The following is a 24307-nucleotide window of genomic DNA, read 5'->3' on the forward strand; positions in this document are numbered from 1 at the left end:
GTGCACGCTTTTCCGCGGTCAACGCGGATTTTCGTGCACAAATCGCGAGGTTGTAGGGTTTGCCGCGATGAGCTGGCAGCATGCGTCACTTCTGCTCGTCGCCGGTGTCATAGGCGGCCTGACCGGGAGTATCGCCGGGCTGGCGTCCGTCGCGACGTACCCGGCCCTGCTGATGGCCGGGCTGCCGCCGGTGGCGGCGAACGTGACCAACACCGTCGCGTTGACCTTCAACACCATCGGATCGGTGTGGGGTTCGCTTCCCGAACTCGAGGGCATGGGTCCATGGTTGCGCCGGATGCTGCCGGCCGCCGCCCTCGGCGGCGCGGTCGGGGCCGCACTGCTGCTGGCGCTTCCCGCCGAAGGATTCGAGGTGGTGGTCCCGATACTGCTCGGGCTGTCCTCGGTCACCATCGCCATCCCCCAACGCCGCGGCGCGGACGACGAGCCCGGCCGCTGGCGTTCGATGCTCATCACCGCCGCGATCTTCGCAATCTGCTTGTACGGCGGCTATTTCGGCGCTGCCGCCGGCGTGGTACTGCTCGCACTGCTGCTGCACAGCGGCAGCGAGTCGATGGCCCACGCCAACGCCGCGAAGAACGTCATCCTCGGTGTGGCCAATGGTGTTGCCGCCGTGGGCTTCATCGCGCTGGCGCCGGTGAACTGGATTGCCGTGGTGCCACTGGGCATCGGGTGCCTGGTGGGTTCGCGACTCGGTCCTGTCGTCGTCCGCCACGCACCGGCGACGCCGCTGCGGCTGGCCATCGCGCTGGCCGGCCTGGCGCTGGCCGTCAAGCTGGGCTACGACGCCTACCGGTAGGCGAACGGGTTGTCGCCCTTGGCAACCCGGACACCCAGGTGAATCAGCTCGGTGGCCGAGGCATGCAGCTTCTCCCCCGCCTTGCGGTCGGCCAGGCCCGCCAGGAACCGCGACCAGGTGCCCTCGATCACGATGCCCAATTTGAAGCACGCCATCGCGATGTACCAGTCCAGGTGCTCGGTGCGGCGGCCGCCCGCGGCGAGGTAGGCGTCCAGCAGTTCGTCCCGACCGGCCAGGCCACCGGCCTCCGCCAGCGCGGCGCCGACGACGATGGCATTGGGCGCGGTCGGCCAGCACACCAGCATCCAGCCCAGATCCAGCAGCGGATCGCCGACGGTGCACATCTCCCAGTCGACGAACGCCGCGAGCTCCGGCCGGTCGTGGCGCAGCATGACGTTGTTGAGGTGACAGTCGCCGTGCATGATGCCGGGCTCGCCATCGGGTGGCCGGTTGTCGGTCAGCCAGGTCGCCAGCTGCTCGACACCGTCGAGCGATTCGGGGTCGTAGTGCTCGTGGCGGTAGCTCTGCAACAACCCGACGAACTGCGGAACCTGCCGCGCCACAAACGATCCCGGCTTGCGGATGGCCGCCAGCGGGCTGCCGTCCCAGGCGACATTGCCCAGCTGTGCCAGGCTTCCCGCGTACGACAGGCCGACGTCGTGTCGCAGACCGGCGTCGGCGGCGTAGGCCGGCGAGAGTTCCTCGCCGGGGTTGAAGCCGTCGACCTCGGCCATCAGATAGAAGACGACACCCAGCACCGACGGATCCTCGCAACCGGCGATGAAAGCGGGATGCGGCACCGCGGTTCCGGCCAAGGTCCGCAGTACGGCGATCTCGCGCAGCATGGTCTTGTCACTGGTCGGCCGCGGATGCAGGGGCGGGCGGCGCAATACCACGGGGCGACCGTCGATGTGCAGTCGCACCACGATGTTCTGAGTGCCGCCGGTCAGTGGCTCGACGGCGGTGACGTGCTCACCCAGCCCCTCGGCGCGGATCCAGTTCTGGACGATGTCTCGGTCACGGTCGGTCAGAGTCGGCTGCATGATGCAGTGATTCTGGCCCGGGATCGGCCGAACGGGCAGCCAATTCTTACGATCCGTTTTCATTTGGCGTCGGCGCAGCGGCTGCGCCGTACTGTGAATGTGTGGCACTTCGACTGGACCCGCACCGATCGCTGGCCGGACTGGCGGCCGCGGCCGTGGCGCTCGGTGTCGCGGCGCTCCTGACGATTCCGCTTGGGCCACATGCCGATTCCCGCACCGCCGTCGGGTCGGTGGTGATCGACCTGACCCCGGGACCACTCAAAGAGTGGGCGATCCAGACCTTCGGCACCAACGACAAGCTGTTCCTGACCGTGGCCGTGCTCGTGGCCATCGCGCTGATCGCCATGGTGACAGCACAATTCGAGGACCGGAAGCTCGGCAGCATCGCCCTGGCGCTGGCGGGCGTGCTGGGCGCCGCCGCGGTGCTCTCCCGCACCGGTGCCAGACCGCTCGACGTCGCCCCGTCGCTCGTCGGCGCGGCCGCGGGCATCGCGGTACTGCGACTGCTGGTCTCCGATCGCCTCGGTTCCGCGGCCCCGGCCCCGGCCCCGGAATCGGAGGCGGATACAGATACCGATCCCGGCCGCCGCCGGTCGCTGGCGGCGCTGGGCTTCCTGGCCGCCGGCACGCTGGCCGGGGTCATCGGGACAGTGCTGGGCCGCGCCGCGTCGTCGGTTGCGGGTGACCGCAGCGCCTACACGCCGCCGGCAGCCAAGCTTCCCGGACCGCCGATACCGCCCGACGTGCAACCCGGCGGGGTGGACCTGCCCCCGTTCATCACGCCGAACGCCGACTTCTACCGCATCGACACGGCACTGTCCGTCCCGCAGGTACAGCGGCAGGACTGGCGGCTGCGGATCCACGGGATGGTCGATCGCGAAGTCACCTTCCGATTCGATGAACTGGCGCAGTTCGAGGCGATCGACAAGGTGGTCACGCTCACCTGCGTGTCAAACCCGGTAGGCGGCAACCTGATATCGAACGCCACCTGGACCGGCTACCGCGTGCGCGACCTGCTGGCGCGGGCCGGTGTCCACGCGGACGCCGACATGGTGCTGTCCAAGTCCATCGACGGGTTCACCGCGGGGACGCCCGTCGAGGCACTGACCGACAACCGCGACGCGTTGGTCGCCGTCGCCATGAACGGCGAGCCGCTGCCGACAGAGCACGGCTACCCGGCGCGGCTGGTGGTTCCCGGTCTGTACGGCTATGTCTCGGCGACGAAATGGGTCGTCGACCTCGAACTCACCAGATTCGACCGGGCCCAGGCTTATTGGACGAAGTTGGGGTGGTCCGCGCACGGGCCCATCAAGACCGAGTCACGCATCGACGTGCCGCGCGCCGGGTCCGCGGTGCCGATGGGTACCGCGACGTTCGGCGGCGTCGCGTGGGCGCAGAACCGCGGGGTGCGTGCCGTGGAGGTCCGCATCGACGACGGCCCGTGGCGACCGGCGACGCTGGGCGCCGCGTACTCCAACGACACCTGGCGGCTGTGGAGCTACACGTGGCAGGCAGACCAGCCCGGGCGCCACACCATCACCGTGCGTGCCACCGACAACACCGGCGCGCTGCAGACGTCTGAGGTCGCCGGCGCGGTCCCCGACGGCGCGACGGGCTGGCACTCGGTGCCCTTCACCGTCGCCTGACCGTTGTCCGAAATATTCAGTTGGCGAGCGGGATCCGCATCATTACGGTGACCGGATGACCGAACCCGCCCAACAATGGCGCGCCGGCCTGCGGGCCCGGCTGGTCGCGGCACGCAAGGCGAAGGACACCGCCTCGACCGCGGCGCTCCGCAGCGCTCTCAGCGCCATCGACAACGCCGAGACCCCGGACGTGCCGTTGCCACGCGCCGGCGCGATCGCCGACAGCGCCCACGGTCTCGGCGCCGCGGAGGTCGCCCGCCGGCGCCTCACCGATGGCCAGATTCGGGAGCTGATCGAAACCGAGGTAGACGAGCGCCGCGCCGCGGCTGAACAGCTGCGGTCGGTCGGCCACGACGACCGTGCCGCGCAAGTCGAGGCCGAGGCCGACGTACTGCGTGAGCTCCTCGGCGCCGACTGAACACCATTGTCGGTACCCCGTGCCAAGCTGGGGTCGTGCTCCTCTCCGACGTCGCGACGGCCTCAGCCGAGGTCGGTGCGGTGTCGGCCCGGTCCGCGAAGATCAGCCGCATCGCCGCCCTCCTCGGCGGCGCGGCCGATGATCCGGCGACCGTCGCCATCGTCGTGCATTGGCTCTCCGGCGAGCTGCCGCAACGGCAGATCGGGGTCGGCTGGGCGGCGCTGCGCTCGCTGCCACCGCCGAGCGACAGCGACGCGACGCTGACGGTCACGGAGGTCGACGCCGCACTCACGGCCATCAAGGCGGTGGCCGGTCCCGGCTCGGGTGCCGCCCGCACCGCGCTGCTGCACGGCTTGTTCGGGGCAGCCACCGCGGTCGAGCAGACCTTTCTGCGCGGGCTGCTCAGCGGCGGGCTGCGCCAGGGCGCGTTGGCCGGGGTGATGGCCGACGCCGTCGCGAAGGCCGCGGGCATCGCCGCTGCCGACGTGCGCCGCGCCGCGATGCTCAGCGGCGACCTGGCCGCGGTCGCGGCGGCCGTGTTGTCCGACGGCGCCGCCGGCCTGCAGCGATTCACCCTCACGGTGGGCCGCCCGGTCGGTCCCATGCTGGCGCAGACGGCCACCGATGTCCGCGACGCCCTCGAAAAGCTCGGTGGCGCGGCCATATTCGAGACGAAACTCGACGGCGTCCGGCTGCAGATTCACCGGTCCGGCACCGAGGTGTCGGTGTACACCCGCAGCCTCGACGACATCACGGCCCGGGTGCCCGACGTGGTGCGCGCGGTGCTGGCCCTGCCGGTGACCGACCTGATCGCGGATGCCGAGGCCATCGCCATGCGGCCCGACGGCCGCCCACACCGGTTCCAGGTGACGTCCTCCCGCATCGGCAAACGTTCCGATGATGGCGCGCAACCGCTTTCGGTGTACTTCTTCGACATCCTGCACCGCGACGGCACCGACCTGCTGGACCAGCCTGCCGAGCAGCGCCGCCAAGCGCTCGACGACGTCGTCCCCGAGCCGCTCCGGGTGCGGCGCTGCGTCACCTCCGATTCGGTTGTCGCCCAGCAGTTCCTCGACGACACCCTGGCCGCCGGCCACGAAGGCGTGATGGCCAAGCACCCGGCGTCGCCGTACGAGGCGGGCCGGCGCGGCGCCGGCTGGCTGAAGGTCAAGCCGGTCCACACGCTGGATCTGGTGGTGCTCGCGGTCGAGTGGGGTTCCGGACGGCGCACCGGCAAGTTGTCGAACATCCATCTGGGAGCGCGGGATCCGGCCACCGGTGGCTACGTCATGCTGGGCAAGACGTTCAAGGGCATGACCGACGCCATGCTGGACTGGCAGACCGCGCGGTTCACCGAACTGGCCGATGGCCCGATGGACGGTTACGTCGTGCGACTGCGGCCGGAGCAGGTCGTCGAGATCGCGTTCGACGGCGTGCAGGGTTCGAGCCGCTACCCCGGCAAGATTGCGCTGCGCTTCGCCCGCGTGCTGCGCTACCGCGACGACAAGCGGCCCGAGGAGGCCGACACGATCGACACCGTGCGGTCGCTGTACGAACGCTGAGGGTTACCCCGCGATCCGCAGCCACCGATGACAGGATGTGGGGCATGTCACCAACCACCGCGCACCCCGACGAGTCCGTCGGTGACGTCACCTACGTGCGTACCGACCCGGAACTGCCGCCGGTCGCGATCATCGACCGCTCGCCCATCACCGCCCGGCACCGGGTGATCTTCGGCGTCATCGCGCTGCTCGCCGCGGTGGCGTGGGCCGTCATCGCCTTCGCCCGTGGCGAGACGGTCAACGCGGTGTGGTTCGTCATCGCCGCGATCTGTACCTACGTCATCGGATACCGGTTCTACGCGCGGCTGATCGAGATGAAGATCGTCAAACCCCGTGACGATCACGCCACCCCGGCCGAGCTTCTCGAGAACGACACCGACTACATGCCGACCGACCGCCGGGTGCTGTTCGGTCACCATTTCGCGGCCATCGCGGGCGCCGGCCCACTGGTCGGCCCGGTGCTGGCCATGCAGATGGGCTACCTGCCGGGGACCATCTGGATCATCGTCGGCGCTGTCGTCGCCGGTTGCGTGCAGGACTACCTGGTGCTGGTGATCTCGACGCGGCGGCGTGGCCGGTCCCTGGGCCAGATGGCGCGTGACGAACTCGGCCCCATCGGCGGCATCGCCGCGATCGTCGCGGTGCTGGTGATCATGGTGATCCTGTTGGCGGTCCTGGCCCTCGTCGTGGTCAACGCGCTCGCGGAGAGCCCGTGGGGCGTGTTCTCCATCGCGATGACCATTCCGATCGCGATCTTCATGGGGCTGTACCTGCGGTACCTGAGGCCCGGCCGGGTGTCCGAGGTGACGCTCATCGGCGTCGCGCTGCTGCTGCTCGCGGTGGTCTCCGGCGGCTGGGTCGCCGAAACATCCTGGGGTGCAGACTGGTTCACGCTGTCGAAGGTGACGCTGTCGTGGTGCATCATCATCTACGGCCTGGCCGCCTCGGTGCTGCCGGTGTGGCTGCTGCTGGCGCCGCGCGACTACCTGTCGACGTTCATGAAGGTCGGCACCATCTCGCTGCTGGCCGTCGGCATCCTCATCGCCCACCCGGTCATGTCGGCACCGGCGGTGTCGCAGTTCGCCACCCGGGCCGACGGTCCGGTGTTCGCCGGCGCGCTGTTCCCGTTCCTGTTCATCACCATCGCGTGTGGCGCGCTGTCGGGATTCCACTCCCTGATCTCCTCGGGCACGACGCCGAAGCTGCTGGAAAAGGAAGGGCAGACGCGGCTCATCGGCTACGGCGGCATGCTGACCGAGTCGTTCGTCGCGATCATGGCGCTCATCACCGCGGCGATCCTCAACCAGCACCTGTACTTCGTCATCAACTCCCCTGGTGCGGCGACCGGGACCAGCGCGGCCACGGCCGCGACGTATGCCAACGGGCTGGGGCTGTCGGGCGATCCGATCACCGCGCAGCAGATCACCGCCGCGGCCACCGATGTCGGTGAGCACTCGGTCGTCTCGCGTACCGGCGGCGCGCCGACGCTCGCGCTCGGCATGTCCGAAGTACTGCACCAGGTGTTCGGCGGGTCGAGCATGAAGGCCTTCTGGTACCACTTCGCGATCATGTTCGAGGCGCTGTTCATCCTCACCACCGTCGACGCGGGCACCCGCGTCGCGCGCTTCATGCTGTCCGATGCCCTCGGCAATCTCGGCGGGCCGCTGCGGAAGCTGCGCGATCCCAGCTGGCGCATCGGCGCGTGGACCTGCAGCCTGCTGGTCGTCGCGGGCTGGGGCAGCATCCTGCTGATGGGCGTCACGGATCCGCTGGGCGGCATCAACACGCTGTTCCCGTTGTTCGGTATCGCCAACCAGCTGCTCGCGGCCATCGCGCTGACGGTCGTCACCGTCGTGGTGATCAAGAAGGGGCTGCTGAAATGGGCCTGGATTCCCGGGCTGCCGCTGTTCTGGGACGCCCTGGTGACGCTCACCGCGTCCTGGCAGAAGATCTTCTCCCACGACCCCAAAATCGGTTACTGGCAACAGCATTCGCAGTACCTGGCGGCCAAGGCGGCCGGCAGGACGAGCTTCGGCTCCGCGAAGAACCCCGACCAGATCGACGCGGTCATCCGCAACACCTTCATCCAGGGCACGCTGTCCATCGTGTTCGCGCTGCTGGTGGTGGTCGTCGTGGTCGTCGGCATCGTCGTCGCCCTGCAAGCCATCCGCGGCGGCGGCCGGCCACTCACCGACGACGAGCCGGTGCCGTCACGGCGGTTCGCCCCGCGCGGCCTCTTCGCGACCGACGTCGAGAAGGAGGTGCAGAAGCAATGGGACGCGCTGCCGAGCTCGCCCGCCAGGCCCGTTGGTACTGGTCATCATTGATGGGCGACAACCACTACGCGCGGTACCTGGAGCACCGCCGCCGCACACATCCGGGCGAGCCGGTGCTGTCCGAGCGCGAGTACTGGAAGGCGCGGCACCGCGCCGCGGACCGCAATCCACAGGGCCGCTGCTGCTGATCGAGCCCGCCGGGTGAACAGCTGATCGTCAGACCGGTGCGCAATGACCGTCTGCACAACCGCCCGCACAGTGGACGCACACCGCTGTCGGCACCTCACAGGGTGGTACCAAAAGAGACGATCCTCACTCCGTGGTACTAAATGAGTGTATGGACAGATGTCCAGTTGTTGCCCCACCAGCCTTAGGAGAAACGTGCTGTTCACGGTTTCCGACGTCACCGACGCCGTCGCTGCAGCCATCCCGGACCGCACCCTGATCATTCAGGGCGATCGCCGCTTCACCTATGCCGAGGTTGTCACCCGCGCCAACCGGCTCGCCGCCTACCTGCACGCGCAGGGCCTGGGGGTGCACACCGAGCGCGCTCAGCTGGCCGGCCACGAAGTCGGCCAGGACCTGGTGGGCATCTATGCGTACAACGGCCCCGAGTTCGTCGAATCCCTGCTCGGTGCGTTCCGGGCCCGGGTGGCGCCGTTCAACGTCAACTACCGCTACGTCAAGGCCGAGCTGCAGTACCTGTTGAACGACGCGGGTGCCTCGGCCCTGATCTACCACGCCGCATTCGCGCCGACGCTGGCCGAGGTACTGCCGGAGCTGCCGAACCTCAAGGTGCTGATCCAGATCGCCGACGGTTCGGGCAACGACCTGCTGCCCGGTGCCGTCGACTACGAGACCATCGTGAACACCGACGTCCCGCCGCCGCCGGTGACGCCGTCGCCCGACGACCTCTACGTGCTGTACACCGGTGGCACCACCGGTATGCCCAAGGGCGTGCTGTGGCGCCAGCACGACATCTTCATGGCCTCGTTCGGCGGCCGCAACGCGATGACGGGCGAGCCGGCGCACTCGGTCCAGGAGATCGTCGACCGGGCCGCGGCGGCCGCCGAGATGCGGATGATGATCCTGCCGCCGCTCATGCACGGCGCCGCGCAGTGGGGCGTGATGACGGGCATCAACAACGGCCAGACCATCGTGTTCGCCAAGGAGGTCGAGGGCTTCAACGCCAAGGAGATCGTCGAGACCATCGCCCGCGAGAAGATCGCGATCGCGACGGTCGTCGGTGACGCCATGGCCCGGCCTCTGGTCACCGCCATCGAAGAAGCCATCGCCGACGGCACCCACGACCCGACGTCGCTGGTCGTCGTCGCCAACGGCGGCGCCCTGTTCACACCGGCCGTCAAGGGCCGGCTCGTCGCCGCACTGCCGAACGCCATGGTGATCGACGGCGTCGGTTCGTCGGAAACCGGCGCGCAGATGTCGCACGTGTCGACCAAGGCCAACGTGTCCAGCGGCACCTTCACCGCCGGTCCGGCCACCCGGATCGTCTCGGAGGACTTCACCTCGCTGCTGGCCCCCGGCCACGAGGGCAACGGCTGGCTGGCGCAGGAGGGCTACGTGCCGCTCGGCTACAAGGGCGACGCCGCCAAGACGGCCAAGACCTTCCCGGTGATCGACGGCATCCGGTACGCGGTGCCGGGCGACCGCGCCCGGCTGCTCGAGGGCGGCACCGTCGAACTGCTCGGCCGCGACTCGGTGACCATCAACTCCGGCGGCGAGAAGATCTTCGCCGAAGAAGTCGAGTCCGCCATCGCCTCGCACCCGTCCGTGGTCGACGTCGTCGTCGCCGGACGCCCGAGCGAGCGCTGGGGCAACGAGGTGGTCGCGGTCGTGGCGCTCGCCGACGGCGCCGAGGCCGACGCCGCCGAGCTCATCAAGCACGCCGCGGAATCCATTGCGCGCTACAAGCTGCCGAAGGCCATCGTGTTCCGCCCGACCATCGTCCGCAGCCCGGCCGGCAAGGCCGACTACCGCTGGGCCAAGGAGCAGGCGCTGCAGGACTGAGTCTCGCGGGAAATCTCACGCCCCGAACCGGGCCAGCGGATCGGCGGTCGCCTCGATCTTGGCGACGAGTCCGTCGCGAATCGTCAGGACCACCACCGCGAAAAGCTGCCGGTTCGCGAACGCCAGCAGGACGGGCTGGCCGAGCGGCCCGGCGACCACGGTGGTCCCCGGCCCGAGGTACAGCATGAGATTCTCGGCGACCCGCTGCGGTCCGTGGTTGACGATCGGCGGGATCGGCGGATCGCTCAGCACCGTGCCGACGCCCCAGACCGACGCGTCCAGCACCGCGGCCAGCGCCCGCACGTCGCCGCCGGCGCAGGCGGTGATGAACTTCTCGGTGACCAGTTGATGTTCGGCCGCCTCGACGTCGTCGGCGCGCACGTCGGTACCCGCCACTTTCGTCCGGGCCCGGCGGGCGAGCTGCCGGCACGTGCCGACCGGGCGGCCGACGGTCTCGGCGATCGACTCGAACGGGACACCGAACACGTCGTGCAGGATGAACGCCACGCGCTCACCAGGACTCAACTGCCGCAGCACCCGCATCAGGGCACTCGACACCTCGTCGTCGAGGGTGACGCGGTCGGCCGGGTCCGGCTCATTCGACGCCAGTGGCGGCATCTCATCCTGCTCGGTCGGTTGTTCGCGGCGTGCCCGCGCCGACCGCACGAGGTCGAGGCACAGCCGACCGGCAACCGTCGTCAACCACGCGCGGACATCCTCGATCTCGCCGGGCTCTGTCCGGGACAGTCGCAGAAACGCTTCCTGCGCAACGTCTTCGGCATCGCCGACGTCACCGAGCATCTGGTACGCGAGGTTGACCAGATACGGATGGTGGTGGCGCCACGCCGTGGTGAATTCAGTGGTTTCTGTCATCAGTTGAAGACGATCCAGGGTGGTGAAAAGTTACCGCACCGCCGCATCCCGCGGGTCGTAACTTTCCCGTCCGGTACTCCGTCCTTGATTCATGACCATTCTCATCACCGGGGCCACCGGCAACGTCGGTCGCCCCCTCGTCGAACAATTGCGCGCCGCGGGCGTGAAAGTCCGTGCCGTCACCCGTAATCCGTCGCCACAGTTCCCGGCCGGGGTCGAGGCCGTCGCGTCCGTCCGGGACGGCATCGCCGGCGCGAGCGCGGTGTTCCTCAATTCCCGTGCCCTCGGTCCGGACCTGGCGTGGACGGTCGACGCCGCGAAAGATTCCGGCGCCAAGCTGGTCGCACTGTCCGCGATGAACGTCGACGAAGACTTCACCCGGCAGCCGTCGCGACTGCGGGGCGACCGCAACAGGGAGGTCGAACAACTGGCTGTCGACTCGGGACTGCCGTGGGTGAGCCTGCGGCCGGCATTGTTCGCCACCAATTTCATCGGCATGTGGGCCGGGCAGCTGCAGGCCGGCGATGTCGTGGCCGGACCCTATGCCGAGGCCTCGAGCGCGCCCATCGTCGAAGCCGACATCGCGGCCGTCGCCGCACACGCCCTGCTCACCGACGACCTCAACGGCCGCAAGATTCCGTTGACGGGGCCGCAGGCGCTCACCAACGCCGAGTTGCTCGCCATCGTCGGGGACGTGCTGGGGCGCGACCTGCGCTACCAGGAAATCTCGGTCGAGCAGGTCCGTGAGCGGTTCGTCGCCATCGGCTTCCCCGCCGAGTTCGGTACCGCGTACACCGCGCTGCTCGCCGAAACCGTCGATGCCCCAGCGCCGGTCAGCGCCGAGGTGGAGCGCATCCTCGGCCGCCCGGCCCAGACGTTCGCCGCGTGGGTCGCTCAGCACCGCGGCGCCTTCACCCCACGATGGGAGACCAGCCATGTCTGATCCGCGACCGCCGCGTTACCTCAAACCGATGAACAAAGTCGTTGTCGCCGTGGGGAAGCTCGGCATCCCCGTCGGCCCCGCGATGGTGTTGACCGTGCCCGGCCGCAAGACCGGCACGCCGCGCAGCACCCCGATGACACCGTTCGTCGTGCACGGCGAGATGTACGCCGTGGCCGGCTATCCAGGCGCGCACTGGGCCCTCAACGCCCGCGCCGCCGGCACCGGCACGTTGACACGGGGCCGCAAGTCGCGGCCGGTGAAGATCACCGAGTTGACCGTCGACGAAGCGCGGCCCGTGCTGCGTGAGTTCCCGGTGCAGGTACCCGTCGGCGTGAAATTCGCCAAGAGTTCCGGCATGGTCACCGAGGGCACACCCGACGAATTCGAGTCGCTGGCAGGCAGACTCGCGGTCTTCCGGTTCGACCCGCTGGGCTGATCTCAGCGGTACGCGCTGCCCTGTTCGTGGTCGAGATAGGTGTCGGACTTGTTCTTCAAGAAGAACAGGTACACCAGCAGCGACGCCGCGATGCAGACGGTGACGTAGACGATGAACAGCGGCACCTCACCCCGGGCCTTGAGAGTCTGGTAGATCAGGGGCGCGGTGCCGCCGAAGATCGAATTGGCCAGCGCGTAGCCGACGCCGACGCCCAGCGCCCGCACGTGGGCCGGGAACAATTCGGACTTCACCAGCGCGTTGATCGACGTGTACCCGGTGAGAATGACGTACGCCACGGCCACCAGCAGGAACGACATGATCGGCGAGCGCGTCTGGGGCAGGTAGGTGATGAGGACGTACGTGTAGACCACACCGCCGAATCCGAACCACAGGAGCAGGGGTTTGCGGCCCACCCGGTCGCTGATCATTCCGCCGATCGGCTGGATCAGCATGAGGAAGATCAGCCCGAGCAGGTTGATCCAGGTCGCGGTCATGGGCTGGCTCTTGTAGGTCGCCTTCACCATCGCCGGCGCATTGACGCTGTACGTGTAGAACGCGACGGTGCCGCCCAGCGTGATCAGGAAGCACAGCAGCAACGGCTTCCAGTAACGCGTGAACAGTTCACGCAGCGAACCGGCGCGCGCGTCCTTTCCTTCCTGGACCGCTTTCAGGGTCTCCGTGGACAGCGACTCGTCCATGCTGCGCCGCAGCCAGAACACCACGACCGCCGCGACACCGCCCACGGCAAACCCGATGCGCCAGCCGAATTCGCTCACCTGCGCGGTGCTCAGCGCCGTGAGGATGATGAGCAAGGTGAATTGCGCGAGCACGTGCCCACCGACCAGGGTCACGTACTGGAACGACGAGAAGAACCCGCGTCGTTCCCTGGTCGCCGCCTCCGACATATAGGTCGCGGATGTGCCGTACTCGCCCCCGGTGGCGAAGCCCTGCACCAGCCGGCAGATGATCAGGATGATCGGCGCCGCGACACCGATGCTGGCCCGCGACGGAACCAGCGCGATGACCATCGAGCAGGCGGCCATCAGCGAAACGCTGACTATCAGGGCGGCGCGGCGCCCCCGGCGGTCGGCGAAGCGGCCGAAGAACCACGAGCCGATCGGCCGGGTGATGAACGTGACCGCGAATATCGCGTACACGTAGATCGTCGAATTCTGGTCGGCCTTGTCGAAGAACTGGTTTTCGAAGTAGGTGGCGAAGACGGTGTAGACGTAGACGTCATACCACTCGACCAGGTTGCCCGATGACCCCCGGATCGTGTTCCAGATCGCGCGACGGGTCGCTGCGCGGCCCGACGGCGTCGGTGCGTCTTCGGTCAATGCGGTCATGCTGCTCTCCATCGGTGGGCAACGGGTGTGGGCACATCATTGCGGCGAACCGACGGTACGGAACGGGATCCGGTCACAGCGCCGTTTTCCTTGCACGATTCACAGATTCACACCGACCGTACCCTTGGGCGGCGCCGGCTCAGTCGGCTTTGCGCTCGCGGATCACCCCGCGTTCGCACAGGTGCTCGGTCAGGGGTGCCACGCCGACCTCGAAGTGTTCGGCCATCGCCGTTCGGGCCGCGTCACCGTCGCCGGCCTGCAGCGCGGCGATCACGCGGCGGTGGTCCCGGATCGACAGATCCGGCCAGCCCTCCAGCGTCGGGAACACCGCTTCGGGCGCGTAACGGGTTATGCCTGACATGAATTGGGTCAGCTTGGGTGAATCGGCGACGACGTTGATCAGCCGGTGGAACTCGTGGTTGAGCTGCACCATGCGGTCGACGTCGGTGTGTTGGTAGGCCTGCTCCAGCGCGTCCTGGATCCGGGTCAGCTCGGCGATCTGGTCGGCCGTGATGTTCTCGGCGGCGCGAGCTGCCAGTTCCCCACCGACGAACGCCTGCACCATGGCCACGTCGGCGACGTCACGGGCGGTCACCTCCAGCACCATGAAGCCGCGTCGCGGATGCTGCACCAACAGCCCTTCGGCCCGCAGGTTCAGCAGTGCCTCCCGGACCGGGGTGACGCTGACGCCCAGCTCGGTGGCCAGCTGATCCAGCCGCAAGTACTCCCCTGCCGGGAATCCGCCATTGAAGATGCGGCGGCGCACATACCGCGCCACGTCGTGGGAAAGCTGTGCGGGCGCGGCAAATTGGGGCTCAGATGCGGTATTCATTGAGCAGGTTCTTGCTGATGATGGTCTTCTGGATTTCGCTGGTGCCCTCGCCGATCAACAGGAACGGCGCGTCCCGCATGAGTCGTTCGATCTCGTACTCCTTCGAGTAGCCGTAACCGCCGTGGATGCGGAAGCTCTGCTGGGTGACTTCCGAACAGAACTCACTGGCAAGGTATTTCGCCATCCCGGCCGCAACGTCATTGCGCTCGCCCGAGTCCTTGAGCCGGGCGGCGTTGACCATCATCAGATGTGCCGCTTCGACTTTGGTGGCCATCTCGGCGAGCTGGAAGGCGATGGCCTGGTGATCGGCGATCGGCTTGCCGAACGTCTCGCGCTGTTGGGCGTAGCGCACGGCCAGTTCGAAGGCGCGGATGCCGACACCACAGGCCCGCGCGGACACGTTGACCCGTCCCACCTCGATACCGTCCATCATCTGGAAGAAGCCCGAGCCGGGCTTGCCGCCGAGGACGTCGTCGGCGCCGGCGCGGTAGCCGTCGAAGATGAGCTCGGTGGTGTCGATGCCCTTGTAACCGAGCTTGTCGATCTTGCCCGGGATGGTGAGGCCGGGTTTGACTTCCCCGAAGCCGGTCGGTTTCTCGACCAGGAACGCGGTCAGGTTGCGGTGCGGCTTGTCCGCGCCCTCGTCGGTTTTCACAAGTGCCGCAACCAGAGTCGAGCTGCCGCCGTTGGTCAGCCACATCTTCTGGCCGGTGATGGTGTAGCCGCCGTCGGTGTCCCGGGTGGCCCTGGTGCGGATCGCGGCGACGTCGGAACCCAGTTCCGGCTCGGACATCGAGAAGGCGCCGCGCACCTCGCCGGTCGCCATCCGGGGCAGGTAGCGCTGTTTCTGTTCCTCGGTGCCGTGCTGGCGGATCATGTAGGCGACGATGAAGTGGGTGTTGATGACGCCCGAGATGCTCATCCAGCCCCGGGCGAGTTCCTCGACGCACAGCGCGTACGTCAGCAGTGACTCGCCGAGACCGCCGTACTCCTGCGGGATCATCAGGCCGAACAGACCCATGTCCTTCATCTGATCGACGATCGCCTGCGGGTAGGAGTCCGAGTGCTCCAGCTCCTGGGCCACCGGAATGATCTCCCGGTCGACGAATTGCCTTACGGTGGCGATGATTTCGCGCTGCACCTCGGTGAGACCGGCGGTCTGGGCCAACTTACTCATGCGCGGTCCCGCTTCGCTTCTCGCTGTCCGTCATGACTCGATCCGTTCAAATACGGCGGCCAACCCCTGGCCGCCTCCTATGCACATGGTTTCCAGCCCATAGCGGGCATCCCGCAGGTGCAGTTCGCGGGCCAGGGTCGCGAGCATCCGGCCGCCGGTCGCTCCGACGGGATGACCGAGCGAGATACCCGAGCCACGCACGTTCGTGCGTTCCCAGTCGCGATCGGTGAACTTCCATTCCCGGGTGCAGGCCAACGCCTGGGCGGCGAAGGCCTCGTTGAGTTCGATCAGATCGATATCGGCAAGAGCCAGACCGGCTTTGGCCAGCGCGACCTCGGTGGCCGGCACCGGCCCGATGCCCATGACATTCGGGGGTACCCCGGCCACGCCCCACGACACCAGCCGGACCAGCGGCTGCAGGCCCAGTTCTGCCGCACGCTCCGGGGTGGTCACGACGCACATCGACGCCGCGTCGTTCTGCCCACTGGAGTTTCCCGCCGTCACCGTGGCATCCGGATCACTCTTGCCCAGAACGGGTTTGAGCTTGCCGAGCGCCTCGACGGTGGTGTCGGCGCGCGGATGTTCGTCGGTGTCGATCAGCTGTTCGCCGGCGCGGGACGACACCAGCACGGGGACGATCTCGTCGGCCAACACTCCACTACGTTGCGCCGCAACGGCTTTCTGGTGCGACCGCACCGCAAGGGCGTCCTGCTCCACCCGGGAGATCGCGTACTGCCGGCGCAGGTTCTCGGCGGTCTCGAGCATGCCGCCCGGCACCGGATGGTTCTTGCCGCCGGCGGTGGTCCGGCCACGAGCCAGGCCGTCGTGCACCGTGATACCGCCACGCGAGCCACCCCACCGCATGTCGGTGGAATGGAACGCCACATTGCTCATCGACTCCGCACCACCGGCGACCACGAGATCGTTTGCGCCACTGGCCACCTGCATACCGGCCTGGATGACGGCCTGCAGTCCCGACCCACAGCGCCGGTCGACCTGCATGCCCGGGACGGTGACCGGGAGTCCGGCGTCGAGCGCCACGACGCGGCCGATCGCCGGCGCTTCACTCGACGGGTAGCAGTGCCCGAGAATCACGTCCTGCACCGCGTCGGCCGGAATCCCGGTGCGCTGCAACAAACCCTGCAGCGCCGCGACGCCGAGCTCGACGGCGGTCAGCGACTTGAACATGCCGCCGTAGCGGCCGATCGGGGTGCGGACCGGCGCGCAGATGACAGGACTGGTCGCGGCCATCTAGATGTGCCGTCCCCCGGTGATCTCCAGGACGCAGCCGGTCATGTACGACGACATGTCCGACGCCAGGAACGCGACCACCGACGCCACCTCGCTGGGTTCGGCCGCGCGTCCCATCGGGATCTCCGCCAGCTTCTGGTCCCAGATCCGTTGCGGCATGGCCTCGGTCATCGCCGACCGGATCAATCCCGGTTGCACGGCGTTGACCCGCACGCCGAGGTGGGCGACCTCCTTGGCGGCCGCCTTGGTCAGACCGACGATGCCGGCCTTGGCCGCCGAATAGTTGGTCTGGCCGACCAGTCCGACCTTGCCCGAGATCGACGAAATGTTGATGATGGCGCCGCTCTTCGCTTCCCGCATGACGGCGGCGGCCAACCGGGTGCCGTTCCAACAGCCTTTCAGGTGGACGTCGATGACCTGGTCGAACTGTTCCTCGGTCATCTTGCGCATGGTGGCGTCGCGGGTGATGCCGGCGTTGTTCACCATGACGTCGATGGTGCCGCGACCGCCGAACTCGACGGCGGCGTCGATCAACCCCTGCACGTCGGCGGCCGAAGTCACGTCGCAGCGGACCGCCTTGGCCACGTCGGAACCCCCGAGCTTGGCGACGGCGGCCTCGGTTGCGTCGAGATTCAGGTCGCCGATCACGACGCGGGCGCCTTCGGCGATGAAACGTTCCGCGATCGCGTATCCGATCCCCTGAGCACCGCCGGTGATCACCGCGATACGTCCGTCCAGCAGCCGCATGGTCGTGCACTCCTCCTGATCGACTGAGCCCGGCCATGCGCCCGCCGACCGGTTTCATGCTTCAAATATGATATTTGTGACATCAAACCAGAAGCCCCCTCGTGCTGCGCAAGGAGACCCGACATGGCCGAACCCGCCGGTTCACCCGCCGCAGAAGTCAGCGGTCAGGACTTTCGCGACATCCTCGACGCGACCCGCCAGTTCGTCCGTACCGCGGTCGTCCCGCGCGAGCTGGAGATCATGAACGAGAACCGGGTGCCCGACGACATCCGCGACCAGGCGAAGAACATGGGGCTGTTCGGCTACGCCATCCCCCAGGAGTGGGGCGGCCTGGGACTCGATCTCGTCCAGGACGTCGAGATGGCGATGGAGTTGGGCTACACCACGCTGGCGGTGCGTTCGATGTTCGGCACCAACAACGGCATCGCGGGTCAGGTGCTCGTCGGTTTCGGCACCGACACCCAGAAGCAGCGCTGGCTGGAACCGATCGCCGGCGGCGACTGCGTCGCGTCCTTCGCGTTGACCGAGTCCGGCGCCGGCTCCAACCCCGCGGGCCTGCGCACCAAGGCCGTGGCAGACGGGGACGACTGGATCATCACCGGCCACAAGCGGTTCATCACCAACGCGCCGACCGCCAACCTGTTCGTGGTGTTCGCCCGGACCCGGCCGGCCGACGCCGACGGACCCGGCATCGCGGTGTTCCTCGTCCCCGCCGACGCTCCCGGCGTCGTGGTCGGCCCGAAAGACGCGAAGATGGGCCAGGAAGGGGCCTGGACCTCCGACGTCACGTTCGACGACGTGCGGGTTGGTCCGGACGCCCTGATCGGCGGCAACGAGGACATCGGCTACCGCGCGGCGCTGACGTCACTGGCCCGGGGACGGGTGCACATCGCGGCTGTTTCGGTGGGCGCGGCGCAACGTGCCCTCGACGAGTCCGTCACGTACGCCGCGACCGCCACCCAGGGCGGCACCGCAATCGGCGAATTCCAGCTGGTACAGGCGATGTTGGCGGACATGCAGACCGGCGTCATGGCCGGCCGTGCGCTGGTGCGTGACGCGGCGCAATTGTGGGTCAGCGGCGCGGACCGCCGCATCGCGCCGTCTGCCGCGAAGCTGTTCTGCACCGAGATGGTCGGCAAGGTCGCCGATCTGGCCGTGCAGGTGCACGGCGGCAGCGGGTACATGCGCGACGTCCCCGTCGAACGGATCTACCGCGACGTCCGACTGCTCCGGCTGTACGAGGGCACCAGCGAGATTCAGCGGTTGATCATCGGCGGCGGCCTGGTGAAGGCGGCGCAGCGCTCGGCTTCGGGCCGCTGACAGGACAGCGCGGCGCCCCGCGCTGTCACCCGCCAGCAATCATCCGATGATTCGCACGATCGACTCGGCCACCGCGGCCGGTTTGTCGGATCCCTCGATCTCGACGGTCACTGTCATGGTTGCTTGAACGGCACCGTCCAGCTCGTCGACTTTCGAAATGACGGCGCCCGCGCGGACGTTTGCTCCGACCTTGACCGGTGTGATGAATCGCACCTTGTTATATCCGTAATTGACGGCCAATGCGACGTTGTCGACGCGATAGAGCTGGTGCATGAAATGCGGTAGCAGTGAAAGCGTCAGCAAACCATGGGCAATTGTGCCGCCGAACGGGCCCGCCGCGGCGCGCTCAGGATCGACGTGAATCCACTGGTGGTCGTCGGTGGCGTCGGCGAACAGATTCACCCGCTCCTGGGTGATTTCCATCCACTCCGTCGGCCCAAGCTGACTACCTGCTGCTGCGACGAACTCGGACAGATTGTCGAAGACCTTCACGCTTGCTCCTCCCGGGCGCGGCCGCTTCCCGGGCCGCACCGCTATTACTTCTAACGCGTCCGTCAGGGCAGCACAATGCACAGATTTTCGGCCGATGTCACCTACTTAGCCACTCAAAGTTCGCCATCTTGGGGCATCGTCTACGCTAACCTGCACATATAGCAATATCCGGGATTGCCAACGTCCATTGCACCAGCACACTCGGTTTGACCAATTCTTCGGCCCGCCGAAGGCCGACAGACAACGTTTCACCACTAGCTGGCTGCAGGACCCCAACAACCCCGATACTGAATTAGGGAATGCAGTCCGCGCGAGATGCGTTTACCGCAACCGACTGCCAACTGACGTTGCAGTGACTGCTGAAAACGAATGGGGCAACGATGTCGGTGGAGTATGCCGAATACGAATCCAACGTCGATATTCGTTTTCCCGAAAACATCACGTGGTCTGACACCGATACGGATTGCAGTGTCGTGCTGTCGCAACCCGACACCGACCCGGAACTCTGGAACCGCTACGTGGATGCGGCCGAGCAGAGTTACCGCCGGCACGGCGTCGAAACCGTCGTCGACGCTGCCGCGATCCGCGACGGTGCGGACACCGCGCTGTTCTGGACGGTCCTGGACCGGCGGGACAACATGGTCGGCGGACTGCGCGCCAAGGCCCCGCTCGGCTGTGCCGAGGACTCTCATGCCGTGGTGGAGTGGGCCGGCCGGCCGGGCCTGGCCATGGTGCGCAAGATGATCAACGACCGGGTGCCGTTCGGCGTCATGGAGATGAAAACCGCGTGGGTGTCCGACAGTCGCGCCGGCCAGCACGCCATCACCAACCTCCTGGCCCGCACCGCGTACCACGCCACCAGCGTCATGGGCGTGCAGTTCGTGATGGCCACGGCAGCCCAGCACGTCCTGGAATTGTGGAAATCCGGTGGCGGCGTGGTGGCGCCCATCCCGGCCACGCCATACCCCGACGAGCGCTACCGCACCAAGATGATGTGGTGGGACCGCAGGACCATGGTCAATCACTCTCAGCCGGAGCAGATTACGAAGGCGCTGCACGAGATCGACGCGATATCAACCAGGCTGGTCGCCGGTTGACGGCCGCCGTCGCATCGGCACCGCCGGACGCGGCCCGGGCCACCTGAGCGCCCATTCGCTCGCCGTGGCGGCAACGTAACCGTCGGAGCGGCAACCGTTTTGGCAGCCATCCGCCGGATCGCACCCGGCGAACTCTCTCGCAAGTACGCCGACGAACTCCGCCGACTACAGGACACCTTCCACGCGTCGACCAGCAAAGTCCGGGACGAGACGGTGGTCCTGGTACACCGAATATCGGACGCGCCACCGGCTTCGGTACCGAACCGCAGGAGCACCGCCTTGAGGTCAGCGCAGGTTAAGCTGATCGTCTCATGTCCATCGACGAGTCTCCCCCTTCACTGGATCGTGTGGTCACAGAGGTTGCGACGCGGCTGATGGCGGCGGACTCCAGCAACTCCACCAAGGTGTACACGGACGTTCTGGAGATCCTCGTCGACCACTTCGGGGTCGACGTCAGCTTCCTGCGCCGCAATGACCATGAGATCGGCGCCTCGATACTCGTCGCGGAATGGCCAGTGCGGCCGGAGATTCCGGACCCCGATCCCCTGCGCGTGGTGTACTTCGCCGACGCCGACCCGGTCTTCGCCGAAACCGAGCATCGCAAGACACCGCTCATCGTGCGCCCCGACCCGGACTCGGACGACTACCAGCGCCGCATCGCGGCGGACCGCAACGTCCCCCAGATATCACTCGCGGCAACGCCTTTGGTGTCCGGCGACCGCACCACCGGCGCACTGGGCTTCGTCAAGTACGGCAACCGCGAATGGGTCACCGAGGAGATCAACGCGCTGCAGGCCATCGCCTCGCTGTTGACCCAGGCCCAATCCCGGGTACTCGCCGAGGAGCAGCTCCGTTATCTGGCCGAACACGATGACCTGACCGGCCTGAACAACCGGCGCGCTCTCATCGCCCACCTCGATGCCCGGTTGCAGCCGGGGCAACCCGGCCCGGTGACCGCGCTCTTCTTCGACCTCGACCGGCTCAAGGCCATCAACGACTACCTGGGGCACAGTGCGGGTGATTCGTTCATCCGCGTCTTCGCCCAGCGCCTCACCGAGGGGGTCGACGCCAAGACCGTGATCGCCCGGCTCGGCGGTGACGAGTTCGTCGTCGTCCCGGCAGACCCGATATCCGCGGACAAGGCCGAAGCACTCGCCTACCAGCTGCAGGACTCCTTGCGGCGCCGTGTCTGGATCGACGGTGAACGGCTCACGCGAGCAGTGAGTGTCGGCGTCGCTTCGGGCATTCCGGGCTCCGACACCTCGTCCGACCTGTTGCGCCGGGCCGACCAGGCCGTCTTGAGCGCGAAGTCCGCCGGCGGGGACCGCGTTGCGGTGTTCACCACCGCGATGTCGCTGGAAACGGCCTACCGCAACGATATCGAGCTGCATCTGCAGGACGTCATCGAGAACGGCGCGCTGCTGCTCAACTACCTACCGGAAATCGACATGCGCACCGGCAAGCTGCTCGCCACCGAAGCGCTCGTGCGCTGGGACCACCCCACCCGCGGGCTGCTGCCGCCGGCGGCATTCATCGGTATCGCCGAATCGATCAACCTGGCAGGCGAATTGGGCCGGTGGGTACTGCGGACGGCATGTCGCGAGTTCGCCCGGTGGCGCGAGGACTTCCGAGCCTCGAAATCCGGCGACGATTCCGATGACCGCGACGATTTCGAGTTGCGCGTCAACGTCTCTCCGGTCCAGCTGGTCACCGACGGCTTCGCCGAGTCGGTGGCCGACATCCTCGACGAGTTCGGGCTCGACCGCGGCTCGGTGTGCCTGGAGATCACCGAGAACGTCGTCGTGCAGGACAGCGAATCCTCCCGCGCCACTTTGGCCGACCTCCGCAGAACCGGGGTTCGGTTGGCGATCGACGACTTCGGTACCGGGTACAGCGTGCTGTCCCACCTCAAGTCGCTGCCGGTCGACATCCTCAAGATCGATCGCAGCTTCGTGACCGACCTCGGCTCCAACCCGGGTGATCTGGCGATCGTCCGGGCGATCATCGCGCTGGCCGACTCCTTCGGCCTCCAGATCGTCGCCGAGGGCGTCGAAACCAAAGCTGCCGCAACCACGTTGCTGCGCCATGGCTGCCACCGGGCGCAGGGGTTCCTGCTGTCGCGGCCACTGCCGAGCGATCAGATGGCGACGCTGTACCGCAAGGGACGAGTGCCGGTCCGGTTCACCAGCGAGATGTGACGCGAACAGCGCTAGCGCGCAACCAGTTCCACGCGGGCGAATCTGCTGGCGGGCCGTGCCACGATACAGACCTCGAGGGCACCGGCCGGCAGGGCATCGGTCTCCGCGGGTATGCCCCCGCCGGTGAAGTCGGGCGAGATCACGACGCCGTGGCGCGCACGGACGAAGTACGGTCCGTCGGGCGTGTTCAGTTCCGCTCCCACGATTCGGCGGTCTTCGAAGAGCAGCGTCTGCAGCGTGCTCGCCGCACTCACCGCGATGTCGCGTTCGGCAGCAGCCGCGGCCAGCCAGTCGAACAGTTCGTCCGGCCCGTCACCCGCGCGCCATTCGATGCCGCCGAGGGAAGCCACTCGAAGCGTCTTGCCCGCCGAATCGCGCAGGGTTTCCGAGGACCAGCCACGAACCGTGCTGTAGAGCGCGCCGGTGGCCGAATCCAGGCAGACCCGCGCCCAGTCGAGCAGTTCCGCGCCGAAGAACGTCTCGATGGTGCGAGTGTGCGTTTCGGACTCCGTCAGCTCGCGTACGGCACGCGCGGGCACCGACCTGCCGTGCGGCGGCGGTGCGCTCGCGTCGACATCGACTTCGGCGGTGACCGCGGCGAAATAGACGGCGGTCGCATCGAGCTGCTCGTCGGTGTCCGGCTCGGCCGGTTCGGCCTCGCTGGGCCCATCGGCTTCCGGCTCGGGCGGCTCGTCGTCGGGAAACCCTCGCGGTACGCCGAACTCGTCGATCCGCGCGTCGAGCGCGGCGCCCAGAGTGACGCAGTGCACATCGTTGCCGCGCAGCCAACGCCCATCATCGGCGTGGAGCACTCCGGCAACCATCACATCTGCGGCGGCGTCGACCGCGGCAATGGCTGTCGCCAGGCCACCGATACCGGCGCCGACACACAGCACGTCAACTTCTGCGTCCCAATCCAACCTGAAATCCCTGAGTTAAGCGGCAGCGAATTGCAACAATCCGACAGCCAGGGATCGATTTCGCCGTTCGGCTACTTTACATACTCTCGGAATGAACGACACCAACAACGGCCTACGTTATGGCACCCTTAGGATGATTCGGGGGGCTAGCCACAGAACGCGCGCTGACGGAAGGTGATCGACGAATGGGGCGCCAGCCGCGATCCGAAGTGACCCGACGCAAGATCATTGACTCTGCTGTCGATTTGATCAACGAGATCGGTTATCCCGCCGCTGGATTGGCTGACATCATCGAACGCGCCGAGCTGACCAAGGGCGCGCTGTACTACCACTTCGATTCCAAAGAGGCACTGGCCACTGTCATCATCGAAGAGGCAATGGTCCTGCTGCACAACGTGTTCCAGTCCGCACGGGATTCGGAGCACAGCGCGATGAAGTCACTGATCGTCGGCACCTTCATCACCAGCGATCTGCTGGCGACCAACCGCACGGCCCAGGCCGGAACCAAACTGCTGCGGACGTTCGCGGGGTTCAACCCGACCGCGCGACACAGCTACGTCAACTTCGTCGACCAGTTCACCTCGGACATCAAACGCGCCGAAACGGACGGCGACCTGCGCCCCGGCGCGGACCCGGCCGATGTCGCCAACACGCTGGTGGCGTGGATCCTCGGCGCGGAGTTGATGTCCAGCGCCGCCTCCGACGGTGACGACCTCCGCGACCGGTTCACCAAGCAGTGGCGCGTTCTGATGCCCGCGATCGTGACGGCGGAATCGCTCGACCGTCATCTCGACTTCATGGTGGCCGCATCCGCGCGACAGACCGACATCACGGAGCACACCGCCACGCCCTGAGTCCACATCGCTAACTAAGTTCACTTCTTTG

At 67.4% G+C, this 24307-nt stretch carries 22 protein-coding genes; 13 read left to right on the top strand and 9 right to left on the bottom strand.

Annotated features, from left to right (window positions below; translation table 11 throughout):
- Positions 1-67: 67 nt before the first annotated feature.
- The gene (locus tag VXD91_RS26550; RefSeq protein WP_212813700.1) at positions 68-817 is read left to right on the top strand and encodes a sulfite exporter TauE/SafE family protein; all 750 of its coding nucleotides are present in this window, start codon (positions 68-70) and stop codon (positions 815-817) included.
- On the opposite strand, the gene VXD91_RS26555 is transcribed toward VXD91_RS26550, so the two are convergent.
- A complete protein-coding gene (locus VXD91_RS26555) occupies positions 808-1860 on the bottom strand; it encodes a phosphotransferase family protein (RefSeq protein ID WP_346416786.1) in 1053 nt (350 codons plus the stop codon). The genes VXD91_RS26550 and VXD91_RS26555 overlap by 10 nt on opposite strands.
- Before the next feature lie 101 nt (positions 1861-1961).
- On the opposite strand from VXD91_RS26555, the gene VXD91_RS26560 reads away from it, so the two are divergent.
- The 6 genes from VXD91_RS26560 (at position 1962) to VXD91_RS26585 (ending at position 9790) form a co-directional block, all read left to right on the top strand.
- Positions 1962-3506 carry a molybdopterin-dependent oxidoreductase gene (locus tag VXD91_RS26560; protein ID WP_346416787.1) on the top strand — a complete coding sequence of 515 codons (1545 nt, stop codon included), beginning with the start codon at positions 1962-1964 and terminating at the stop codon, positions 3504-3506.
- Between the two features lie 55 nt (positions 3507-3561).
- Positions 3562-3924 (top strand): GatB/YqeY, encoded by a 363-nt coding sequence (locus VXD91_RS26565; RefSeq protein WP_346416788.1) that lies wholly within the window; start codon positions 3562-3564, stop codon positions 3922-3924.
- 35 nt (positions 3925-3959) lie between these two features.
- Complete coding sequence (locus VXD91_RS26570; RefSeq protein ID WP_346416789.1) at positions 3960-5486, top strand: ATP-dependent DNA ligase; 1527 nt, start codon at positions 3960-3962, stop codon at positions 5484-5486.
- Positions 5487-5530: 44 nt separating this feature from the next.
- Positions 5531-7813 (top strand): carbon starvation CstA family protein, encoded by a 2283-nt coding sequence (locus VXD91_RS26575; RefSeq protein ID WP_346416790.1) that lies wholly within the window; start codon positions 5531-5533, stop codon positions 7811-7813.
- On the top strand, positions 7759-7950 hold the full coding sequence (locus VXD91_RS26580) for a YbdD/YjiX family protein (RefSeq protein ID WP_346416791.1): 192 nt from the start codon (positions 7759-7761) through the stop codon (positions 7948-7950). The genes VXD91_RS26575 and VXD91_RS26580 overlap by 55 nt, the downstream gene beginning before the upstream one ends.
- Before the next feature lie 157 nt (positions 7951-8107).
- Positions 8108-9790 carry an acyl-CoA synthetase gene (locus tag VXD91_RS26585; protein ID WP_346416792.1) on the top strand — a complete coding sequence of 561 codons (1683 nt, stop codon included), beginning with the start codon at positions 8108-8110 and terminating at the stop codon, positions 9788-9790.
- Positions 9791-9805: 15 nt separating this feature from the next.
- Here the strand turns inward: VXD91_RS26585 and sigI are convergent, their stop codons facing one another.
- On the bottom strand, positions 9806-10663 hold the full coding sequence (gene sigI, locus VXD91_RS26590; protein WP_346416793.1) for an RNA polymerase sigma factor SigI: 858 nt from the start codon (positions 10661-10663) through the stop codon (positions 9806-9808).
- Between the two features lie 91 nt (positions 10664-10754).
- Here sigI and VXD91_RS26595 point away from each other — a divergent pair, with 91 nt between their 5' ends.
- Entirely contained in the window at positions 10755-11606 is an 852-nt protein-coding gene (locus tag VXD91_RS26595; RefSeq protein WP_346416794.1) for an NmrA family NAD(P)-binding protein, read from the top strand.
- Positions 11599-12042 carry a nitroreductase/quinone reductase family protein gene (locus VXD91_RS26600; RefSeq protein WP_346416795.1) on the top strand — a complete coding sequence of 148 codons (444 nt, stop codon included), beginning with the start codon at positions 11599-11601 and terminating at the stop codon, positions 12040-12042. Before VXD91_RS26595 ends, VXD91_RS26600 begins: the two co-directional genes overlap by 8 nt.
- A gap of 2 nt (positions 12043-12044) precedes the next feature.
- On the opposite strand, the gene VXD91_RS26605 is transcribed toward VXD91_RS26600, so the two are convergent.
- The 5 genes from VXD91_RS26605 to fabG all read right to left on the bottom strand — a co-directional run bounded on the left by VXD91_RS26605 (position 12045) and on the right by fabG (position 17395).
- Positions 12045-13388 carry an MFS transporter gene (locus tag VXD91_RS26605; protein WP_346416796.1) on the bottom strand — a complete coding sequence of 448 codons (1344 nt, stop codon included), beginning with the start codon at positions 13386-13388 and terminating at the stop codon, positions 12045-12047.
- Positions 13389-13527: 139 nt separating this feature from the next.
- A complete protein-coding gene (locus VXD91_RS26610) occupies positions 13528-14220 on the bottom strand; it encodes a GntR family transcriptional regulator (RefSeq protein WP_346416797.1) in 693 nt (230 codons plus the stop codon).
- The gene (locus VXD91_RS26615) at positions 14204-15397 is read right to left on the bottom strand and encodes an acyl-CoA dehydrogenase family protein (protein WP_346416798.1); all 1194 of its coding nucleotides are present in this window, start codon (positions 15395-15397) and stop codon (positions 14204-14206) included. Before VXD91_RS26615 ends, VXD91_RS26610 begins: the two co-directional genes overlap by 17 nt.
- A gap of 30 nt (positions 15398-15427) precedes the next feature.
- A complete protein-coding gene (locus VXD91_RS26620) occupies positions 15428-16648 on the bottom strand; it encodes an acetyl-CoA C-acetyltransferase (protein WP_346416799.1) in 1221 nt (406 codons plus the stop codon).
- Positions 16649-17395: a 3-oxoacyl-ACP reductase FabG gene (fabG, locus tag VXD91_RS26625; RefSeq protein WP_346416800.1), complete on the bottom strand. Its 747-nt coding sequence runs from the start codon at positions 17393-17395 to the stop codon at positions 16649-16651.
- Positions 17396-17518: 123 nt separating this feature from the next.
- On the opposite strand from fabG, the gene VXD91_RS26630 reads away from it, so the two are divergent.
- A complete protein-coding gene (locus tag VXD91_RS26630; RefSeq protein WP_346416801.1) occupies positions 17519-18715 on the top strand; it encodes an acyl-CoA dehydrogenase family protein in 1197 nt (398 codons plus the stop codon).
- 39 nt (positions 18716-18754) lie between these two features.
- On the opposite strand, the gene VXD91_RS26635 is transcribed toward VXD91_RS26630, so the two are convergent.
- Positions 18755-19207, bottom strand: a complete 453-nt coding sequence (locus tag VXD91_RS26635) for a MaoC family dehydratase (RefSeq protein WP_346416802.1) — start codon at positions 19205-19207, stop codon at positions 18755-18757.
- Positions 19208-19587: 380 nt separating this feature from the next.
- Here VXD91_RS26635 and VXD91_RS26640 point away from each other — a divergent pair, with 380 nt between their 5' ends.
- Both VXD91_RS26640 and VXD91_RS26645 read left to right on the top strand, forming a co-directional pair.
- Entirely contained in the window at positions 19588-20304 is a 717-nt protein-coding gene (locus VXD91_RS26640) for a hypothetical protein (protein ID WP_346416803.1), read from the top strand.
- Positions 20305-20615: 311 nt separating this feature from the next.
- Positions 20616-22502: an EAL domain-containing protein gene (locus tag VXD91_RS26645; protein ID WP_346416804.1), complete on the top strand. Its 1887-nt coding sequence runs from the start codon at positions 20616-20618 to the stop codon at positions 22500-22502.
- A gap of 11 nt (positions 22503-22513) precedes the next feature.
- On the opposite strand, the gene VXD91_RS26650 is transcribed toward VXD91_RS26645, so the two are convergent.
- Positions 22514-23422 carry a hypothetical protein gene (locus VXD91_RS26650; RefSeq protein ID WP_346416805.1) on the bottom strand — a complete coding sequence of 303 codons (909 nt, stop codon included), beginning with the start codon at positions 23420-23422 and terminating at the stop codon, positions 22514-22516.
- Between the two features lie 185 nt (positions 23423-23607).
- Here VXD91_RS26650 and VXD91_RS26655 point away from each other — a divergent pair, with 185 nt between their 5' ends.
- Entirely contained in the window at positions 23608-24276 is a 669-nt protein-coding gene (locus tag VXD91_RS26655) for a ScbR family autoregulator-binding transcription factor (protein WP_346416806.1), read from the top strand.
- Positions 24277-24307: the final 31 nt, after the last annotated feature.

Source organism: Mycobacterium sp. SM3041, from assembly GCF_039668335.1.
Taxonomy (GTDB): domain Bacteria; phylum Actinomycetota; class Actinomycetes; order Mycobacteriales; family Mycobacteriaceae; genus Mycobacterium.